The following is a 22312-nucleotide window of genomic DNA, read 5'->3' on the forward strand; positions in this document are numbered from 1 at the left end:
GGCATGAATATAAGCATCAAGAACCTGAGTAAAGTGTACAAACAGGGAACCAAAGCGCTGAAAGATGTGAATCTGGAGATCGGAAACGGAATGTTCGGTCTTCTGGGGCCGAACGGCGCAGGAAAAACCACACTGATGCGTATCCTGGTCACCTTGATGGAGCCTACAGACGGGATGGTAACCTTCAACGGTCTTGACCTTAAAAAAGATCGCGGAACAATTCGCTCCATGCTCGGATATCTTCCGCAGGAGTTTCGCATGTTTTCACGTTTGAAGGCTTGGGAGTTTCTCGACTACTCGGCGCAGCTCGCCGGAATTTCCCGTAACGGCAACCGTCGTGAGGTGGTAAGCAAAATGCTCGAATCGGTGGGACTTTATGAGGCGAGAGACCGTCAGGCCAACAAGCTCTCCGGCGGAATGAAACGGCGTCTCGGCATTGCGCAGGCGCTGATCGGCAATCCGAAGGTGCTGGTGGTGGATGAGCCCACAATCGGGCTGGACCCCGAAGAGCGTATACGGTTCCGCAACCTGCTTGCCGACATGAGCCGTGAGGAAAAAATCATTATTCTTTCCACCCATATCGTTGGGGATATTTCCAGCACCTGCGAGCATATGGCCATGCTCGACGAGGGGGAATTGGTTTACCACGGCGCTCCCGAGAAACTCCTGGAGGAGGCGAGGGGGCATGTCTGGCTGATCGATGCTGTAGATGCCGATGTTGAAAAAATCAAGAAGAAGTACTCGGTCATTGCGTCGGTTCCATCCAGGCACGGTCTTGAAGTCCAGGTGGTAGGTGATCATCTGGAAGGTTTTACCGGCAGAGAAATCGAACCGAATCTTGAACACGCCTATGTGTATTTTTTGGAAAAGAGAGCCTCTGAGGCTGCTGAATATGCTCTTTTGGAAGAGGATTGGACCTCATGATATCGATAAAAAAAATCTTAACGGTGGCCGTATTTGAGGCCAAAACGCTCTTCCGGAGCTGGTTCTTCAGGATATTCTCCGTGCTTGCCCTGTTCATCCTCGTTATCATGGATATAGCTCTTTTCGCCCTTCCCCAAAGCTCCTGGATGAACCGTGGGCTGGAAGCTTCCATACCCTATATGAACCTGGTGCTTTTGAATGTGGTGCAGGCCATCATTGCAGTATTCATGGCATCGGAATTCCTCAAATACGATTACAAGCTGGATACCACAGAAGCCATATATGCCCGCTCGATGACCAACGCCGATTATGTTCTCGGTAAAACGTTCGGCGTGCTTATGGTATTCATAGTTTTGAATATTCTCGTCCTCCTGATTTCATTTATTTTCAATTTTTTCTTTACTGAAATTCCGGTGCTGCCGGCTGTTTATCTCTATTATCCGCTGTTGATAAGCCTTCCGACCCTTATTTTCATTTTCGGGCTTTCGTTTGTGTTCATGGTTACCATACGCAACCAGGCGGTAACCTTCATCATCATCCTGGGATATATAGCCAGCACCCTCTTTTTCCTGAGCGGCAGATTCCATCATATATTCGATTACATGTCCAATACTGTTCCGCTCATGTATTCGGGTATAGTCGGTTTCGGAGACATTTCCACCATCCTTATCCACCGTGGAATTTATCTCAGTCTTGGGATAGGATTCATCTTCGCCTCCGTGGTTCTCATGAAAAGGCTTTCCCAATCAAGAGCCATGACGCAAGTGTCTTTGGTCTCCTCCATCCTGTTCATCTGCTGTGGATTCTACCTCGGATACATTTATATCCAGCGGCTTTCGGATGGAGTTAAGCTGCGGGAGAATATGCGGGCGCTTAACAGCCGGATAATTAAAAACCCCTCCATATCCATGTCCGCCTGTGCGCTCTCTCTTGCCCACCTGGGAAAAGAGATCGAAGCAAATGCGGCTCTCACTTTCATTAATAAAACCGAGGGACCGATCTCAGAATACCAGTTCAGCCTCAATCCGGACTTAAAAGTCCTGAGCGTAAACCGTGGGGGACAAGACCTGCAGTATGATCGGACCTTACACATTATAACCATAAAGCCCGCTTCCCCTCTGGCACCGGGCGCTCTCGATTCGCTGACCATATCCTATCGCGGGAAAATCAACGAGGATGCGGCCTATTCTGAGATCGATGAAAATACCCGTGAGGCAGGCTATCGATTCTGGGTTTATAATATTGACAAACGATATGGATTTTTCACTCCGAGCTATGTTCTCCTCACTGCGGAGAATCTCTGGTATCCGGTGGCCGGTGTTCCGTATGGATCCGGCTATCCTATACTGAAAGGCAAGGACTTTGTAAAATTTACGCTCCGTGTAAAAACGGTTCCCGGTCTGACTGTTATCTCCCAGGGCAAAGAATCCAAACCCGCTCCGGGAGTGTTCGAGTTCAAACCAGAGGCTGCCCTTTCCCAGATTTCCCTGGTAATAGGGAACTACGAAAAACGCTCCGTTACCGCGCAGGGAATAGAGTACAATCTCTATATTGCGCCCGGACATGATTATTTTTCGCAGTATTTCAAGGCGCTCAAGACCAAGCTGCCGGAGCTGATCGACGCCAATATGACCGATTTCGAGCGGAAACTGGATATCAGCTATCCTTTTGCCCGTCTCTCCCTTGTTGAGGTACCCATCCAGTTCTATGCCTACCCCCGCATCTGGAGCACTGCTCAGGAAACAGTGCAGCCGGAGCAGGTGTTTATCCCCGAAAAAGGGGTTACCCTCCGCGCCGCCGATTTTAAGCGCTCATCCTATTTTATGAAACAAGGCGGTGGTAGAGGTGGCGGTGGCGGTGGCGGCATGGGTGGCGGTGGAGGCGGCGGCGGTAGAGGCGGCGGCAGCGGACAGACCATGACCGACGAGGAAAACCAGAGCAACCTGTTCAACAGGTTTATCCAGACGACTTTTGCAGGGAGCGGTCCGGATAACCGGATGATGCGGCAGGTAATCTCCCAGTTCACTTCCGGGAGGAACCTAGATCTACAGCGTATGGCGTTTTCCGCCGGGATGGGTCTGGTCAATGCCCCGGATTACGGCCTGTTTCCCGAGTTTTACTCTTATGCGAACCATTTTCATTCCGAAGAGTGGCCGATACTGAACATGGCCATTGAAAACTACTTTAAAGCACGCACTTCTCAAAGTTCTTCCGGCTTCCGATCATTCATGGGAGGAGCAAGCACAGATGATAATGCGAACACTGCCCTGCAGAAACAGAACCTGAAGGAGATTCTCGCCGACCCCACGAAGAAGGATATCGTGCAGGATGTTCTGAGCAGCAAGAGCAGCTACCTCTTTTCACTCCTTGAAAGCCGGGCGGGAAAAGAAGGATTCAATGCTTTCCTCTCTGATTTTCTCTACAAGAACCAGTTTCGTGACGCCGAAACCGAAGAATTGCTTAAGGCCCTGGATGAGAAATTCAAATTTGAGCTGAAACCCTACCTGGATGCCTGGTACAACCAAAAAGGACTGCCTGCTTTTATCGTCGGAGAGATGAAATGCTATGAGGTAATTGAAAGCAGCATGACCCGTTACCAGGTTATCTTCTCCGTATCCAATCCGGAGCCGGCGGAGGGGCTCATGTCGGTCTCTTTCATGGTGGGCGGCCAGCGCGGCGACCGTCAGCAGATGATGGGAATCGGAGGGGGCGCCAGCAGCAACCCTACATCCTTTATCGATTTGAAGGGGAAAGAAACCAAGGAAATCGGAATTCTCCTTGATTCCGCTCCACGGATGGCGACGATAAAAACGTTTATCTCCCAGAATCTTCCCTCTTCGTTCAGTCGGAATTTCGGCAAACCGGAAAAAAATCCGAATATTATTCCTTACGAGGGAGCAAAGATTCTCGATAAACCGCTGAGTTTTGCCGAGACGGGAGAAATAATCGTTGATGATGAAGATCCCGGTTTTCAGACAGTTTCCCTGGAAAAAGAATCGTTTCTCAAACGGCTGCTCGTGCGGAATAAAGATGACGAAAAGGGATATGCACCCATGCGGTTCTTCAGACCGCCGCTGAACTGGCGGCACACCGTACAGGGAGAATATTACGGCTTATATAAACACACTGCTTACTATATAAAATCCGGAGACGGCAAAAAGAAGGCAATCTGGAAAACTCAGATACCGGAAACCGGAAACTACAGCGTTTACATGTACAACTCTCCGTCCCGAGGCGGAATGATGCAGAGAGGAGGAGGACGGGTGGTGGTGGTGGGAGGTGGCGGCGGCGGAAGGCAGCAACAGCAGCAGAAACCTTCGGATACTACAGAGTATCATTATTTCGTTCATCATGACGACGGAGTTGATGAAATTGAGTTTGAAGGCTCCCAATCCCCCGAGGGCTGGAACCTGCTCGGCACATTCCATATTACAGCCGGTCAGACCGAAGTGGAACTGACCAATAAATCAAAAGGTCCGGTTGTGGTTGCAGATGCAGTGAAATGGGTGAAACAGGGTGGGTAATACAGAATTTCGATCACCGATATTAACCATAAATCAAACCAGGAACATATGATGGAACGGAAGACCATGTACAAAATTTTATCCGTGAAAGCAGCGATGGGGCTGGTATTTCTTTTATGCTGGCCGGGATTTGCGACCGCGCAGCAGGTATTGACGCTTGAAAAAGCCACTGATATTGCCATGTCCAAAAGCCCCACGATTCAACATTCCAAGATGAGTCTGGAGAGAAGCGAAGAATCGTTGAACATCCAGAAACTGGCTTTGAAATCCCAATTCAGCTTGAGGATCAACCCTTACGGCCAGACCAACGACCGCTCGTTCGATTCGAGAGATGCGGCCTATTACACGAACTGGAATAAATCGTCTTCCGGCTCCTTCAACATTACCCAGCCTCTGAAATGGACAGACGGCACCTTCACGATAAACGACCAGTTGGGCTATCAAAAGGCATACAGCGACAGAAGTAATTTAACAACAAGTTATTACAATAATTCCGTCTCTTTCAGCCTCTCACAGCCGCTTTTTACCTATAACCGCACCCTTTTGAGCCTTAAGCAACTGGAGCTGAATCTGGAAAACACAAAGCTCGGTTTTGCCTTACAGATGCTTTCACTGGAACAGAATATTGCCACAAACTTCTATAATCTCTACGAAAGTAAAGCGAGCCTGGATATCGCTGTCGATGAGCTCAAGAACCAGCAAATGAGCTACGAGATCATCAAGGGCAAGGTGGATGCCGGTCTTTCGGCCAATGAGGAGCTCTACCAGGCGGAATTGAATATGTTATCGAGTACAGCTTCCCTGGAAAACCGTAAGGTATCTCTTTTAAACTCCTATGAAACATTCAAAAGACTCATCGGGCTTTCCCTCACCGATTCTATTACAGTTGAAGCAAATATTACATTTCAACAGGTGGATGTGAACCTTCAGAAAGCAATCGACAACGCCCTGAAAAACCGTATGGAACTCCGTCAGCGCGCTATCAGCCTCTCGAACCTCCAGGATGATCTGATACGCACCGCCGCTCAGAACGAGTTCAAGGGGAGCATGAACCTTTCCCTTGGCGTCAAAGGGATCGATAGTGATTTAACTGATATATATAAAACACCTACGAATACTGTGGTAGCCGGCATTTCGTTCGATATACCCATCTGGGACTGGGGACAACAAAAGTCGAGGATGAATGTGTCAAAGATCGCCATCAAGGATGCACAACTGTCCGCCGAGGAAGAAAAGACCAATATGGTCATCGCCATCACGCAGGCATACCGCAACATGGGCAACCTGGTCAGCCAGATCGAGATTGCCCGTCAGAACCTCCAGTTAGCCCAGCGCACGTATGACATCAACCTGGAGCGTTACAAATACGGAGATCTTACCAGCATGGACCTGAATCTTTACCAGAGCCAGCTCTCCCAGAAAAGGACAAGCTTAACTGCTTCTCAAATTGATTACAAGCAGGCCCTGCTCAACCTGAAGATTATCACCCTCTGGGATTTCGAAAAGAACCAGCCAGTGGTGCCCATGCAGACGCTCGAAAAGTAAGGAAAGTTAAAAATAGATGCCGAAACAAGTTCGGCATGACGTCATCCTGAACTTGTTGCCGTATCTATTCAATAAGATGAACCGGAAAAAAGTGTTACAATGCTTACAGTTTTGTCAATAACCTCACCCGGCCTTCGGCCACCCTCTCCTAATTAGGAGAGGATAATGACAAGTCGCGTAATGAGTTACCTCCTCTCCTGACTAGGAGAGGGGGACAAGGGGTGAGGTTTAAAACACCAGAAAATAATGTAAAAATTACTTTTTGCCGGATCTTTTCAATAAAAATACGCAAAGAAATAAATCATACATCATTCATATTTCAGAAGGAGCGCAGAGTGAGAGCGGAATTAATTCTGGTGATCATCGTTGCCTTTCCCCTGGCATGCAGCCAACCGCAAAGCCAGGCAGATCTTGACATCACCGCTCCGGTGAGTGTGGAAGAGATCAAGTACAAACCAATTGAGGAATTCATCACCACCACAGGGACTGTCAATGCCACAAAATTGTACGATTTGAAGACGGAGCAGGCGGGGTATTTCCGTCTGGCGATCAATCCCGGCACCTCAAGACCTTATATTATCGGTGATCAGGTAAAAAAGGATTCAGTACTCGTTTACCTCGATAATCCCGAAGTGGAAAACAGTATCAAAATCGATTCGCAGAAGATTGGCCTTGATCTGGCCCTGCGGGAGTATGAAAAGCAGCAGTCCCTCTTTGAAAAGGGGGGAGTGACCCAGCGTGAGCTCATAACTGCCCAGCGCTCAGCTATGGATGCCAAGTACGGCTATGAAAACTCCCTCATTCAGCTCTCCAGAATGAAGGTCCATTTTCCGTTCGACGGAGTAATAGTTGACCTGACCTATTACACTCCTGGCATCAAGGTTTCATCGGGCGCAGCGATTGCCTCCATCATGAATTACAGCAAGCTTAACATGGATATCAGCCTTTCCGCCAAGGAACTGGGCATAATAAAGAAAAACCAGCCGGGGCGGATAACCAATTATACCATTCCCGATAAAATTCTAACCGGGAGAATCACCCAGGTTTCTCCGGCTCTCGATCCCACCACCCGGACATTCAAGGCGTCATTGGATATTGACAATCCCAGCCTGATCCTGAAACCCGGCATGTTTGTCAAAGTGGACATCATTGTGGCTCACAAGGACAGCGCCATTGTGCTCAACAAGGATATAATCATGACCAGGCGGCAGAACAAGAGTGTGTTCGTGGTTGACAGGGGCCTTGCTGTGGAGCGCCCCATTACCATCGGCCTGCAGAATCCTACTAAGGTGGAGGTGGTAAGCGGGCTGAAGGTGGATGACCGCCTGGTGGTCAAGGGTTTTGAAACCCTGAGAGACCGCGCAAAGGTAAAGATAGTGAAATAGATTGCGTTTCTTTTCAACATAGATGCCAAAACGGTTTCATCGTTCCCGCGAAGCGGCAACAAGTTCGGCATGACACATGTCAACATAGATGCCGAAACAAGTTCGGCATGACACATGTCATCCTGAGCTCGTTTCAGTATCTAAACACTCATCTCATCATTACCTAGAAGAAGATGTAAACCATGAAAAAATTAGCCCAGTTTGCAGTTGATTATCCGATTACCATTACCATGGCTATCCTGGCACTCTCCCTGCTTGGGTACATCTCGTTCAGTAAGCTGGGCATGGACATTTTCCCGGACCTGAACAACCCCAGGATTTTTGTGGAATTGAAATCGGGCGAGCGCCCCCCTGAAGAGATGGAACGTCAGTTTGTCCAGTCGATTGAATCGCAGGCCATTCGGCAGAAAGGTGTTGTCCAGGTATCCTCGGTATCACGGGTAGGTTCGGCTCAGGTTACCGTGGAATACTCCTGGAATTCCAACATGGATGAGTCGTTCCTGGACCTCCAGAAGACCCTGAAAAATTTATCCGCGAACCAGCAGATCGATGAACTGAATATTACCCAGCATGACCCGAACGCTTCGCCTATCATTCTTCTCGGTTTTTATCACCCCGAGATCACTGATATGGACGAGCTGCGGAGGGTGGCGGAAAATTTTATTCAGAACGAGCTGGTTCGTCAGCAGGGTATTGCAGAAGTCAAACTTTTGGGGAAAGAGGAAAAGGAGGTAATTATTGAAACGGATGATTACCTCATGAAAGCATACGGACTTACTCCCAGCACCATAGCATCGAGAATTACGAACAATAATCGAAACGTGTCCGGCGGTTCCATAACCGAATCGGGGAGAAAGTATGTCATCAAGGGTGTGAGCGAGCTCGATTCGATCGATGACATCGGTCGTATCATTGTCGCTGAAAAGCAGCAGACTGCGGATACATCCGCTCAGGGATCGTCTGGCGCAGGTTCGGCGACTGTATCTGTTCCGGTCTTCCTGAAGGATGTTGCCACCATCAAGTTCCAGAACAAGAAGCCTGACAACATCGTCCGGGTGAACGGTGTCCGCTGCATGGGCATCGCCGTCTACAAGGAAACGAAGTATAACACTATCAAAGCTGTTACCGAATTTCAACACGCCCTTGTGGACTTGCGGAAAGCCCTGCCCGGTTATCAACTGACAATAATCCAGAACCAGGGTGATTTTGTTACCCAGGCGGTCAACGAGGTGCAGTCGGCGGCACTGGTAGGCATTCTGCTCTCGGTGCTGGTGCTTTTTATTTTCCTCAGGAGATTCGGCACCACCGCCATCATCAGTTTGGCCATCCCCATTTCCATAATCGCCACGTTCAATCTGATGTATTTCGATAACCTGACCATGAACATCATGACCCTCGGCGGTCTGGCGCTCGGGGCGGGCATGCTGGTGGACAACGCCATAATCGTGATGGAGAATATCTTCCGCAACATGGAAAACGGGATGCCGATCAAGGAGGCGGCGGTTGTCGGCACAGCCCAGGTGGGCGGCGCCATCAATGCCTCCACCATCACCACCGTTGTGGTTTTCCTCCCCATCGTGTATCTCCATGGGTCCGCGGGCGAACTGTTCAAGGACCAGGCGTTGACTGTATCGTTTTCACTTCTCTGTTCGCTGGCAGTGGCTATATTTGTGGTTCCCATGCTCGCCGCCCAATTTCTCAAAAGTGTGCCGCCAGGGACTAAACTGACCTCCATCCGGTTCCTGAGATACCGTAATTTCCTCTCGCATCTTTTAGACCATCGGTGGCTGGTGATCGGGGTAACCTCAGCAATAGTTGCCGCTTCGTTCAGCCTCATCCCGGTCATCGGGAGTGAATTCATGCCCAAGCCTGAAGCGCGTGATTTTTCCATAGACATCAAGCTCCCCGAAGGAACCGAGATCAACCGTACCGCCGACGCGGTCGAGACAATCGAAAGCGTCGTCCGCCAGACTCTCGGAGACAATATCGTGTCCATGTTCAGCGTAGCAGGCCCTTCGGAGGAAATCGGCACAAGCTCCACTTCGGTTTTTCAGGATGAAAATACCGCCACTCTCAAGTTCAGTATCAAAAAAGAGTCGAAATTGCGCACTGAATATGTGGTGTCGCAACTGACCACGGAATTAAAAAAGCTGCCCGATGTGGAAGTAAAAGTGGCGCATGAGCAGACCGCTCTCGATGTGACTCTGGGGACGGAGTCTGCGCCAATGGCAATTGAAATACAGGGGGATGACCTCGATATCATTCAGAACCTTACCGAACAGGCGAAAGAGAAAGTCTCGGCAATCCCTGACCTCTTTAATATTACGACCAGCTTCGACGAAGGCCGGCCGGAGATCGACTTGAAGATAGACCGGGTACGGGCCGGGGTGTTGAATGTTGGTATAGACAACCTCACCGCACGGCTAAAAGAGCGTCTCGCCGGAACCACGGCGGGCCAGTGGGAAAACGGAGGCGAGCTGCGTGATATCACGATCGAACTCCCCAAGGTCGGGATAAACGATCTTGAGGGCATCGTGATCAAGAACGGAAACCAGGATGTGTCGGTAAATGAGGTTGCCCGAGTCATAATCGGCCAGGCGCCAAAGGAAATCAACCGTAAGAACCAGGTGCGAATAGGGATGGTGACCGCACATTTGAAAAATGTCCGGCCTCTCAATCAGGTAGTGGCGGATATCCGCACCAAAATGAGCGGGATCAGCTTTCCTCAGGATTATAAATATGCAGTAACCGGCGAGGAACAGATGCGGCGTGATGCATTCCAGAACCTGAAATTTGCTTTCCTCTTGTCCCTGGTACTCATGTACATGGTGCTGGCCGCGCAGTTTGAATCATTGATTCACCCATTCACCATTCTTTTCTCCATTCCTACAGCGGTGGTCGGAACGATACTTGCCTTTTTCCTTTTGGGGAAATCCTTTAACATCATGGCTTACATAGGACTGATCATGCTGGTGGGTATTGCGGTGAATGATTCCATTATTTTGGTGGATTGCATCAACCAGGTTCGAAAAGAAGGCGCTTCTCTCCGTGAGGCAATCCTGGAAGCCGGCATGCGCCGTATCCGGCCTATCATCATGACCAGTCTCACCGCAATCCTCGGCATGCTGCCACTCTGCATCGACATCGGCGAGGGCGCCGCTCTGCGCTCGCCTTTGGCGATTGCCGTGGTAGGCGGGCTGTTCACCTCCACGATACTTACTCTTATTGTGATACCTTGTGTATACTATGTGCTTGACAGTTTAACGGTGAGAAATAAAACATGAACGTAATTCAATGGATCATAAACCGCAAGGTTTTTGTCAGTATGTTTTTCATCGGAATAACCATGCTGGGTTATTTTTCCTACCGCCAGCTGCCGTTGGAGATCATACCTGCTTCAGAACTCCCCTACCTGATCATCTCTGTATCGGGCAGGACCGAAATGGATCCCGACTATATCGAGAAACAGGCGGTGATTCCTAAGGAAGGCGCTGCGAGCACTCTGTCAGGCATCAACTATATTGAAACCACAATCAGTCTGAACAGCGCGCGGATAACTGTATCGTATAACGCCGATGTAAAAATCAAGTATGCGTATTTGAAGCTGGAGGAATCGGTAGCGGCTCTGAAAACAGCCCTTGCAGGTGAATTCACTATCAATGTACAAAAGGTAGATACGCAAAGCATGTCCAATACTTTCATGGGTCTTCAGGTCCGCGGAGGAGGCGGCAAGGAACGGCTCCGCGCCGTCATCGACCAGAAGATTCAGAAGGAGCTGGAAGCGATCAACGGCATTGCCCTGGTAAATATCTCCGGCGGAAGCCTGAAATCGGTTCAGATCACCCTCAATGAGCAGGCCTGCAAAGCCTACAATGTGACATCCGGGAGAATCCGTCAGGCCATCACGCAGAACAGCCAGAGTAAAACCTACCTGGGCTATGCCTATACCCATGATAAAAAATACGTGGTTAACCTGGTTACCGACTATACGGATGTTAGCGATCTGGAAAACATCGTGGTGAACACGAACGGCCCCATCCTTCTGAAAGATGTGGCGGATGTTACCTTCGGGGCACAGGAAGAGACTTCCATCAGCCGGGTCAACGGCAAGGATTCAATCACCATCCAGCTCGTCCGTGATTCCCAGGCGAACCTGATCGATCTGTCTCACACTACCCGCGGGATTATCAACCGTCTCAACACCCAGCTTGCTCCGCAGGATGTGCAGATCGTCGTTCAGACCGACTCCGCCGATGAAATGGAAAAGAATCTCAATCTCATCATCGAGCTGGCTCTTGTTGGCGGAATGATGGCCATTGTCATCCTCTGGTTGTTTCTCCGGAACTTTAAGCTGGTGGCTATCATCGCCCTGGCTATTCCCATATCCATTTTCACCGCCTTCAATTTCTTCTATGCCTTCGGGATAACCATCAACAGCCTGACCCTGGTAGGAATCGCACTGGCAGTGGGAATGCTTCTCGACAACGGGGTGGTCGTGCTGGAGAATATCATGCGTCTCCTTGCCGCGCACCGTGACCGAACCACCGCGGTGCTTCAGGGAACAACGGAGGTATGGCGCGCTATTGTTGCGTCGACGTTCACCACCATCGTGGTATTCATGCCCTTTATTTTTTCTTCCGATGCAGCGATCAGACTGATTGGAAAGCAAACGGGAGTGTCGATTGTTTCAACGCTTCTCGTTTCACTCCTCGTGGCGATTTTCCTAATCCCGGCGATCACTCATTTTACCCTCCAGCGGGAGAAGGATACCCAAAAGCTGATTTTCAACAAGGTCTCCCATAAGAACCGTCTCGTCCAGATATATAAACTCCTCCTGAAATCCGCCATGCGTTTTCCGGCGAGAACCATTTTCGGGGCGGTTACCGTTTTTCTCCTGAGCGTGCTCATCTGCTTCACCCTGAGCCTGAATGTATCCCGTGAGGTTGAGCTGAAGCAGTTCACCCTGTACCTCACCGCACCGAAAGGCTCAACCCTCGTTATGACCGACCAGTTGACCCAGAATCTGGAAACAAGGCTTGTGGATATCGAAGAGATACAGGACCGCATCGCCAATGTGGTCGAGGAAGAATCGACGATCTCGGTCATATTGAAAGACAATTACTCGAAAATCAAAAAACGTTCCATAGTCGATATCAAGGCTGATATCCAGAACCGGATCAATCAGTTCCCCGCATCGGAGGTAAGTCTCTCCGAGCCTCAGGCAAGCAGCCGTTACGGCGGGGGAAGTTCTAGGTCCTCCGGACCCTCACTGGAAAAGTATCTTGGAATAGGCACCCCATCTGAAAGAATCCTGGTCAAAGGGAATGATTTTTACATGATGCGGGCGGTCGCCGAGGATATCAGGTACCAGCTCGATAACCTGGATTCGGTGCAGTCGGTGTCGTTCAATGTGGATGACAACCGTCCGGAAGTCCACCTCCATTTTGACCGGGGGCTCATGAGCAAAGAGAACATCACTCCCTCGAATATCGCCAGCGAAGTGGCATCCATGAACAGGCAGGTCAGCTCGTCGATGAAATTCAAGCAGGGAGTGGAAGAATACAACATCGATATCAAGAACGAACCGGAAGACCCTTCGGATCCGACCAAAAAGCCTGCTGATAAAAACGCCGACGACCTTCGGGCGCTCCTTATCCCAACTCAGTCCGGAGCTTTATATACTCTGGATCAGTTGAGCCGGATTGTGTTCGGGCAGGGACGAGCCGGAATCAAGCGGCTGAACCAGGAAAAACAGATACAAATCACATATCGTTTCAACTCCGATGTGAATGAATCCAAACCCTATCTGGAAACTTCCCGGGGCGATGTGGATGAAGTCATCGCCAGCCTTACCCTTCCTCCGGGAGTGGCAGTGGAAGCAGTCCACACCGAGACGGATTTCAGCGAATTTTACTTCCTCATCGGAGCGGCGTTCTTTCTTATCTATATGCTCTTGGCTTCGGTGTTCGAATCGTTCACCGCTCCGGTGGTCATGATGTTCACCATACCGCTGGCGGCAATAGGCGCACTCTGGGCGCTTATCCTCACCAACAACTCGATTCTCAACGCCAACTCCCTGATCGGATTTCTCATTCTCCTGGGGGTGGTGGTCAATAACGGCATTCTGCTGATCGATTACACCCGTATTCTCCGAAGGCGCGGGTTCACCCGCTCACGGGCGATCATGATGGCGGGTCAGGCGCGGGTGCGTCCGATTCTCATCACTGCGATCGTCACCATCATCGGGATGCTCCCCCTGGCTATGGGCAAGGGCGGATATGTAGACCGTATCGGGGCGCCGTTCGCCATCACGGTTATCGGGGGACTCAGCCTGAGCACCCTCTTCACCCTGGTGTTCATCCCGACCGTCTATTCCGGTATGGAAAAGGCCCTGGAATGGCTGAAGAGCCTTCACTGGATGCTGAAAGCCCTGCAGCTTGTGGTTCTCGCTGTTGTTGCCCTCTTCATTTACACCAATGTGGACAGTCTTCTCTGGAAGTTCGCTTACTGGTTTGCCGCAGTTCTTTTGATTCCTTCTACGCTTTATTTCATAACATCCAGCCTTAGGCAGGCCAAAACCGAGTATATCGGCCGCGATGAGTCATTGCACATCAAGCTCCAACGGATGGTCAAGATATACGATGACGACAGCCGGTTTGTGCGGGAATGGAAAAAAGGCGGCCGTATAGAGGCTGCGACCGGCGCAGCAAAGGAGTACCATACCTGGAGAGATTTCAATCATTTCCTCTGGGAAGTGCCGCTCCTGGGATTTGTAATTTACTTTGTCTATTTTTATATACAGTCTCATCTCTGGATTTTCCTTCTTTCCAACATTATATACTTCTACACGCTTTTCCTTTGGGGGATAGTCGGGAAGTACCTGGAAAACCGTGCAAAAGATACGGGAAAAGAATTATTCATGAAAATCCGTTCCGCAGGTCATGATAGCCTGCTCTGGGGACTTCCGGCGGTTTATCTTTGGGTATTCGATCAATTTGGTTTCAAGATCGCGGTGATCTGTTTGATCGCTTTTGTCTGGTATTTTGCACTCGTGATCCACACAACGGCGGAGTGGCTCCATAGGAGCGGGATCAACATCATGCGGCTCAAGGGAAGATTTGCGGGACTCAGACTTTTGTTCTACCGTTTCGTCCGCTTCGTACCCGTTATCGGAGAGAAAAAGAACCCGTTTAACGCCCTGGACGGAGTATCCATAGATATTGAAAATGGTATGTTCGGACTTCTGGGGCCTAACGGCGCCGGAAAAACAACGCTCATGCGGATTGTCTGCGGAATCTTTAATCAAACTATGGGAACCGCCTGGATCAACGGTATAGACTTCCGTGAAAAACGGGAGGAGCTTCAGGGCCTCATCGGCTATCTCCCGCAGGAGTTCGGTACGTATGAAAATATGACCGCCTACGAATTTCTCGATTACCTGGCCATACTGAAGCGCATCTATGACCGTGACACCCGGAAGGAGCATGTTGAATACGCCCTCAAGTCAGTGCACCTTTTCGACAAGAAGGACCAGAAGATCGGCTCATATTCGGGAGGAATGAAACAGCGCATGGGCATTGCATTGACCCTCCTGCATCTGCCGCGCATTCTCGTGGTCGATGAACCGACAGCGGGCCTGGACCCCCGTGAGCGGATACGGTTCCGGAATCTCCTTGTGGAACTGAGCCGTGACCGGATTGTATTATTTTCCACACACATCATCGAAGATATTTCCAGCTCCTGCAACATGGTGGCGGTGCTCAACCGCGGAAAACTCGCCTATCTCGGCAACCCGTTCCAGATGACCGATGCGGTACGGGGGAAAGTATGGCAGTTCCTGGTAGAGCCGGAGGCTTTCCTCGGACTCCGTGAACACCTGCGGATTGTTCACCACATGCGGTTCGAGGATAAGATAAGGGTGCGGTGCCTCGGCGAAACTCCACCCTGTCCGGGCGCTGAGGAAGTACAACCCACCATGGAAGATGCCTATCTGTGGCTTTTGGGTAAGAAGCATATTGATGCCGAAGCAAGTCCGGCATGACGTCAGTAAATTTCATTGTTTAATCGCCGGAGCAATAAAATAACACAACTATCTCATAAGTCTTCTAAGGTATGGTGAAATCTATGAATTATCGAAAACTCATCTTGAATAGCTGGAGTATTCTTTTTGGCATGGTCCGCTATAACATGAAGATCATTTTCGCGAATAAATTCATTTTCTTCCTTATTGCGGCTCTCGGAGTTTTCATCTTCGTGACTGTTATGAACGTCCTTAATACGGACAGGAACATCACGGAAGGAACTGTATTCTGGCTGCTTTTGGTGCCCGGTCTCCTGCTTGTTTTTTATCCGACCGCATTCGGCATACAGAATGATGTGGACACCCGGATGATCGAGATTCTCTTCGGTATTCCCAATTACCGTTACAAGGTGTGGATGGTAAGGCTGCTCATGATTTTTGCGATGGTGTTCACCATTCTCGTTCTTTTGAGTTTCGTAAGCTCTCTGGCACTGGCAAGCATCCCTGTGTTCGGGATGGCTGTACAGGTGATGTTCCCCATCCTGTTTTTCGGAAGCCTGGCGTTCATGTTCTCCACAGTGATAGGCAACGGCAGCGGCACAGCGGTGGTCATGATCATCCTGGGACTGGGCGTCTGGATTGCCCAAAGCGCTATCGGCAGGAGCCAGTGGAATGTTTTCCTCAATCCTTTTGTTGTACCGCAGAATGTCAACGAAATCGTCTGGAACGAGATCACTGCCAATAACCGTGTATACCTGGTTATCGGAACAGCCATGTGTATCTTGATGGGGTTATTGAACCTGCAGAAACGGGAAAAATTTGTGTAAAATCAGCCCCCTATCCCTCGGTCCCTTTCCCCCTGAAGGGGGGAAGGGAAGCCATAGCTCAATAGTCATTACTGCTTCGCAGGCTCGATGAAGCCGTGTCCTGCCAATTATCAAGCGAATCACGGTTCAGACTTTTTTTATTCTTTATTCTTTCATCATCTTTTATCATCAGCATCATACGCATCAGTGGTTCAGACAATCTTTTAACTTTGTCACTCTGTCACTTTCTTTTCCCTTTGTGACTGGCTTTTTACCACCGTTCATACCTCACCAGTTCTGCGAGCGCCTTTCGTTTTTTCTCACGCGGCGAATCGGCGGCATACCCCAGCGGAGTAAAAGCCACCGGCTCCACATCGGCGGGAAGCCCCAGCACCTCTCGCGCCGCCTTCGTGTCGAAAGCCGCGATCCAGCATGTACCCAGCCCTAAATCCGCCGCCGCCAGGATCAGGTGATCCATAACGATTGCGACATCCACCTCGCTGTAGTTTTTGCCGTCCATCCGTACCCAGCCCTGGGAGGGAACCATACAGGCGCAAATCACCAGGGGCGCTTTGCCAAACCATTCAGCACGGTAGATTCGCCGCAGCTCCTCTTCCCTGCCCCTTGTATGGATTACCAGGAGCTGGATCGGCTGACGGTTGGCGGCGGTGGGCGCCAGCCGCGCCGCATTAAGGACCAGCTGCAATTTTTCATCTTCTACCGGATCCGGTTTATAGGCTCTGACGCTGTATCTCTTTTCGATCACATCCTTGAATTCCATGATGGTCTTCCTTTCCCATCCGCTATCTGAAGCAGAGTGAAATTTAAAAAAAAACGGAAAAATTATCTTCCTAATGGTGCAAAATATACAATGAAAGCCGTGAAAAGTAAATGAATTACCCCGCAGCAAGTTGCGAGGAATTCTTTTAATTAATTGCGCATGTATAGCCAAATATAGATCCTGAAACGATTTCAGGATGACGAGCGCCAAGGTCATGCCGAACTTGTTGCCGCTTCTCGGGAACGATGAAACCGTTTCGGCATCTATCTTGTTAATGCGCTAAAAAATATGTCACTATGTCTTGGAGAAGAGATTTTTTTAAAGTTTGTTTTGCATTTCCAGGAAAATATCTCTATTCTAACATTGTACAGATTGAGTTACATTGTCATTCTTTTTGCTGGAAACGTGAGAAAACCAGCGAAAATTTAAATCATAAAAAGGGGAAAGAATGAAAAAAGTTGTTTCTTACTATCCGCTGTCATTGAAACCATCAGTTGCAATAATTTGTTTAAAATTCATCCTCTTTTTGCTAGCGATTCCGTCACAAGAAGCTCCGGCGGCCCAATGGAAAGGCGGGGTCGCCGCAGTAGTAATTACTCCCGAACAGCCCATGCTCCTCGAGGGATATGTCCCAGCGCAGATTGCCAGTGAGAAAATCCATGATATTTTTGCCAAGGCTCTCGCGCTCCAGGACTCGACAGGCAGCCGGGTGGTGATTGTCACCGCCGATCTTATCGGTTACGATTACGGGTTCACCGCCGAAATAGCGAAAGAGGTTTCACGCAGGTTCGGTCTTCCCCGTGAAGCCCTGCTTTTCAACGCCTCGCATACCCACTCCGGGCCGGCTATTTATCCTGCGGAATGGCAGCTTCTCTATGGCAGTACACAGGAAGAAACGGCAAAGGTGACTGCATATATTCTATGGGCCAGGGAGCGGTTCATCAAAGTTATCAGCGAAGCCCTCACGGGCATGAAACCGGTCACACTGAGCTTCTCAACCGCACAACCCACTCCTTTTGCCATGAGCAGGCGGTATCCAACGGAAAAAGGCATCTCGTACCGTTCCACTCCCGCAACCCAGTATCCCGGGGGTTCTCGTGACGACACCGTGCCGGTCTTGAAAGTGGCGGGGCAGGACGGGAAAGTAAAAGCTGTGCTCTTCGGATATGCCTGCCATCCCATTACCCTGAATGGTGAAAAGTTCTGCGGCGATTATCCGGGATTCGCCCAGCAATATATCCAGGAGGCCTATCCGGGGGCGATAGCCCTGTTCATGCAGGGCTGCGGCGCGGAACTGGTTCCCAACGCCCGTTTTCAGCTTGAATACGCGATGGGCCATGGCAGAACTCTGACGGATGCGGTGAAAAAAGCTCTTGAAGGCCCGCAAACGCCTGTCACAGGCCCGCTGAGATACGCTTACACCGAAGCCCCACTGGATTTTCAGCCCCCTCCCGAGCGAAAGGTTCTGGAAGAACAGGCGAAATCCGACAACGCCGCCCAGCGGCGCAAAGCTGCTTTTTTTCTCGACAAACTGAACAGGAACGAGAAAATTAAAACTTCCATTCCCTGCCCTCTTCAGGCGGTTCGATTCGGCCCGGAGTTACTCATGATCGGGATCTCCGGGGAAACAGTAGTTGATTATGCGGTTACCCTGAAATCGGAAAACCTCACCCAGTTCACCTGGGTCGCCGGATACTGCAACTACGTCTATGCTTACCTTCCCACCTGGCGCATCGTAAAAGAGGGAGGATATGAGGGCGGCGGCGCCATACTCTATACACCCTTTCCGGGACCCTTTCTGGAGAATGTGGAAGAGCGGGTGCTGACCGGCGCACGCAAGATAGTTAAGGAAGTATCCGGAAGGTAACGGGCGAAAGCAAAGATAATCAATGTAAAATAATACGAGGTGGCATGAAGAGACTGTGGGGCAATGACTTCCCTTTCCCCATTCAGGGGGAAAGGGATAGAGGGATAGGGGGCTGTAACAACTTGCCTTCTTTTTTACATATAAAACGACTTTTGCAATTTGCTCCATTGAAAAAACTATTTATTTTTCATATATTATACCGACTGTTATCCGAAAGACAAACATGAAATCAAAAGGAAGGTGCAGCATGGCTCAAAATACCCAGACACAGCGGAAGGAAAAGGTAATCGAAGTCCTGAACAAGGCGCGCGCAAGGGAGTTAATGGCGATTTCCCAGTACATGAACCAGCACTTCAATCTGGAGGACATGGATTACGGAGAACTGGCATCGAGTGTAAAACATATTGCAATCGATGAGATGCGTCACGCGGAAACATTTGCAGAACGAATAAAGGAATTGGACGGAGAACCGACGACTGAGCCTGCTAACAAGGCTGAAAAAGGTCAGAAAGTGCAGTCAATCTTTTCATTTGATGCCAAACTCGAGGACGATACGATCGGCGTTTATAACCAATTCGTGTCGGTGTGCAGAGAAAATGGCGACAGCACCAGCATGAAAATTTTTGAAAATATCATTGATGAAGAACAGGCGCATTTCAACTACTTTGACAAAGTCAATGAACACATCGAGAAGCTCGGCGATGTATATCTTGCTCAAATTGCCGGAACATCTTCAGAGAAATAGAATTTTGCAGTGAAAACAGGTTTCTGACGCTGCACAGACAAAGTTCGACGAGGAAAAAGACAAAGAAGGGCTTACGGTCGGAACCGTAAGCCCTTGCTGTTCTTGATCTCATCCCGGCTGCAGACTGTTACTTATTCATATCGTTTTTCTTCAAAGGAGCGATCCATAAGTAGACGGTATGCTGGGAATACTCGCCGGAATTGACCGTTACTGTTTTAACCGGCGTAACTATTCCCTGCATATCGAAATCGTGTGAAACAATCCGTGTGCCGGGTTTGACCTTCTCAAGCTGGGGGATCAGTTTAACGTTAAGACTGGAAAGCAGATAGAGCGTTATTACATTGGCCTTGCCAAGGTCAATGGTGAAAATATCCTTCTGATAAATGTTGACCAGATTCTGGACATTGTTCTTTTTTACATTCTCCAATGACTCGATTACCCGCTGCGGGTCGATATCATACCCCACCCCCATGCACCCAAACTTCTTGGCTGCTGTTACCACTATCCTTCCGTCACCGCAACCCAGATCATATACCAAATCATCCTTTTTAACGTCCGCAAGTTCAAGCATTTTATCCACCACCTCTTGCGGAGTAGGCACAAAAAGGATATCGGGGGTGCGAATTTCTTTGAGTTCCTGATTGGCGCTGTCGACAACAGGAGGGTTAACTGCCGGTCGAACGCTTTGATGTCCGCAGCCAACGACTAACGCTGCCAAACATACAAGCACCAGCATACCATTCATCATACATACATGCATCAAAGAACTTTTGGAACGAACAATGGTGTGAACAGTCATAAACAATCTCCTTTATTCTGTGAAAGGCCACAAGAACTTTCAGTCAAAATGTGTGATACGGGAATCTAAACGACTGCCTCCCGCGTGTCAAGCAGAATAAAAGTAAAAAGACAGCTCAACTTTCAAACTTTTTCCTGACCTTTTTCGCCAGAACGGCTTTGATAAAAAAAAGACCTTGAAATATCAAGGCCTCGTAACTGGTGGGCGATATTAGACTTGAACTAACGACCTCCTGCATGTCAAGCAGGCGCTCTAACCAACTGAGCTAATCGCCCGTATAGAAATATAGAAAATTATGTAGTTACGTGTCAAGACTTTTCGAGCTTAGCTGATAGAATATCGTACAGGTGAAGTTTTCTGGCAAGAGAAACGGGGAGGGTGAAAGTAAGACGGATGATTTCACCATGCCCCTCGGTTTTCCGTATAACCGCATGGCGATAGATTTCACGGAGGAGTGCGTTTTCGTCCGATCCAAAATCCATGGTTAGAGTGATTTGACCTGCCATAGCGGCTTTTTTCAAAGCTTCACAGAGAATATCCAGCCCGGTACCTTGTGCGGAAGAAACTGCAATGGAGTCCGGATACCTTGAACGGAGAGACAGCAGGAATTGGAGATTATCAACCAGGTCGATCTTGTTGAATATGGTTATAATCGGGACGGTCGTAACACCGAGCTCCCCGAGAACCTGGTTCACCACGTTCGACTGCTCCTCCCAATCCGGATTGGTACTGTCGATAACATGGAGGAGCACATCGGCGTCTCGTACTTCATCGAGAGTGGATTTGAATGAAGCTACCAGATCATGCGGCAGATCGCGAATGAATCCCACTGTGTCCGACAGGAGAATGTCCGGAGCGTCTTTGAACCGGATGAGCCGGGTCACTGAATCGAGGGTTTTGAACAGCTTGTCCTCCACCGGGACATCCGCTCCGCTGAGTGAATTGAGGAGAGTCGATTTCCCGGCATTGGTATATCCCACCAGAGCGGCTTTGAACCGCTCACTCCGTTTCTGCCGTGAGATGGAGCGCTGACGGTCGATTTTTTCCAGCACCCCACTCAGATGGGCTATACGTGATCTTACCCGGCGGCGGTCGACCTCAAGCTGGGTTTCGCCGGGACCTCTTACACCGATTCCTCCCACCTGACGGGAAAGATGGGTCCACCGGCGGGTCAGCCGCGGGAGGAGATATTTCAACTGGGCAAGTTCAACCTGGGTTTTCGCCTCACGGGTTTTGGCGCGGAGCGCAAAAATATCAAGGATCAGCCCGGTCCTGTCGATAACCTTGACATCGAGAAACTCCTCCAGATTCGAAACCTGGGCCGGTGCGAGGTCGTTATCGAATATGACTGTGGAGGCGCCGAGACGCTCTACTTCTTCTTTCAGTTCCTGGACCTTGCCTTTGCCGATATAGTACGTGACATCGACAAGTGAGCGCGCCTGGAACACCGTACCCACAACTTCAGCGCCGGCAGTATCCGCCAGAAGCCGGAGTTCCTCGATCGGGTCAGAACAGGGAGAGCAGTCAGTCTTCCCAAACTTTTCTCCCGCGCCGACCAGGATCACCCGTTCTTTGGTTTTTTTCGTCAGATCAAGCATAATGTTTCCTTTATAAAGACAGAAGACAGAAGACAGAATAAAAAGAAAGTCTGAACCACTGATTCGTGTGATTCAAGTGATAAAAGATGATGAAAAGAAGTAAAAATAACCCAAAGACTGTCTGAACCATGATTCACATGATTCCATGATTAGCTTGATTGATTCAACTTGGTTATACTTGGATCATAGTTATTGCTCCTATGATTAAATATACGAACACTTTATTGTAAATAGATGCCGAAACGGTTTCATCGTTCCCGCGAAGCGGCAACAAGTTCGGCATGTCATCGTCCAATTTAAAGGAATTTAGTTTTGTGG

Annotated in this window: 12 protein-coding genes and 1 tRNA gene; 9 read left to right on the forward strand and 4 right to left on the reverse strand. The window is 49.5% G+C overall.

The genetic code is table 11. The annotated features are described in order from the left end of the window. Positions 1-3 precede the first annotated feature (3 nt). From Q8O92_01080 to Q8O92_01110, 7 genes are all read left to right on the forward strand, one after another. Entirely contained in the window at positions 4-924 is a 921-nt protein-coding gene (locus Q8O92_01080; GenBank protein ID MDP2981907.1) for an ABC transporter ATP-binding protein, read from the forward strand. After that, on the forward strand, positions 921-4448 hold the full coding sequence (locus tag Q8O92_01085; GenBank protein ID MDP2981908.1) for a hypothetical protein: 3528 nt from the start codon (positions 921-923) through the stop codon (positions 4446-4448). The genes Q8O92_01080 and Q8O92_01085 overlap by 4 nt, the downstream gene beginning before the upstream one ends. A gap of 48 nt (positions 4449-4496) precedes the next feature. Further along, positions 4497-5993: a TolC family protein gene (locus Q8O92_01090; GenBank protein MDP2981909.1), complete on the forward strand. Its 1497-nt coding sequence runs from the start codon at positions 4497-4499 to the stop codon at positions 5991-5993. 335 nt (positions 5994-6328) lie between these two features. Continuing rightward, a complete protein-coding gene (locus Q8O92_01095) occupies positions 6329-7378 on the forward strand; it encodes an efflux RND transporter periplasmic adaptor subunit (GenBank protein ID MDP2981910.1) in 1050 nt (349 codons plus the stop codon). Positions 7379-7560: 182 nt separating this feature from the next. Further along, the gene (locus tag Q8O92_01100) at positions 7561-10662 is read left to right on the forward strand and encodes an efflux RND transporter permease subunit (GenBank protein MDP2981911.1); all 3102 of its coding nucleotides are present in this window, start codon (positions 7561-7563) and stop codon (positions 10660-10662) included. Next, positions 10659-15419 carry an efflux RND transporter permease subunit gene (locus tag Q8O92_01105; GenBank protein MDP2981912.1) on the forward strand — a complete coding sequence of 1587 codons (4761 nt, stop codon included), beginning with the start codon at positions 10659-10661 and terminating at the stop codon, positions 15417-15419. The genes Q8O92_01100 and Q8O92_01105 overlap by 4 nt, the downstream gene beginning before the upstream one ends. A gap of 83 nt (positions 15420-15502) precedes the next feature. Then, complete coding sequence (locus tag Q8O92_01110; GenBank protein MDP2981913.1) at positions 15503-16225, forward strand: hypothetical protein; 723 nt, start codon at positions 15503-15505, stop codon at positions 16223-16225. A gap of 250 nt (positions 16226-16475) precedes the next feature. Here the strand turns inward: Q8O92_01110 and Q8O92_01115 are convergent, their stop codons facing one another. Then, the gene (locus tag Q8O92_01115; protein MDP2981914.1) at positions 16476-16985 is read right to left on the reverse strand and encodes a nitroreductase family protein; all 510 of its coding nucleotides are present in this window, start codon (positions 16983-16985) and stop codon (positions 16476-16478) included. A gap of 448 nt (positions 16986-17433) precedes the next feature. On the opposite strand from Q8O92_01115, the gene Q8O92_01120 reads away from it, so the two are divergent. Then, entirely contained in the window at positions 17434-18852 is a 1419-nt protein-coding gene (locus Q8O92_01120) for a neutral/alkaline non-lysosomal ceramidase N-terminal domain-containing protein (protein MDP2981915.1), read from the forward strand. 247 nt (positions 18853-19099) lie between these two features. Next, the gene (locus Q8O92_01125) at positions 19100-19597 is read left to right on the forward strand and encodes a bacterioferritin (protein MDP2981916.1); all 498 of its coding nucleotides are present in this window, start codon (positions 19100-19102) and stop codon (positions 19595-19597) included. A 127-nt stretch (positions 19598-19724) separates the two neighbouring features. Here the strand turns inward: Q8O92_01125 and Q8O92_01130 are convergent, their stop codons facing one another. From Q8O92_01130 to hflX, 3 genes are all read right to left on the reverse strand, one after another. After that, positions 19725-20396: a 50S ribosomal protein L11 methyltransferase gene (locus Q8O92_01130; protein MDP2981917.1), complete on the reverse strand. Its 672-nt coding sequence runs from the start codon at positions 20394-20396 to the stop codon at positions 19725-19727. Positions 20397-20594: 198 nt separating this feature from the next. Further along, positions 20595-20671 (reverse strand) — tRNA-Val (locus Q8O92_01135). Positions 20672-20704: 33 nt separating this feature from the next. Next, a complete protein-coding gene (gene hflX, locus Q8O92_01140) occupies positions 20705-21994 on the reverse strand; it encodes a GTPase HflX (protein MDP2981918.1) in 1290 nt (429 codons plus the stop codon). Positions 21995-22312: the final 318 nt, after the last annotated feature.

The sequence above is a fragment of the Candidatus Latescibacter sp. genome (assembly GCA_030692375.1).
Taxonomy (GTDB): domain Bacteria; phylum Latescibacterota; class Latescibacteria; order Latescibacterales; family Latescibacteraceae; genus JAUYCD01.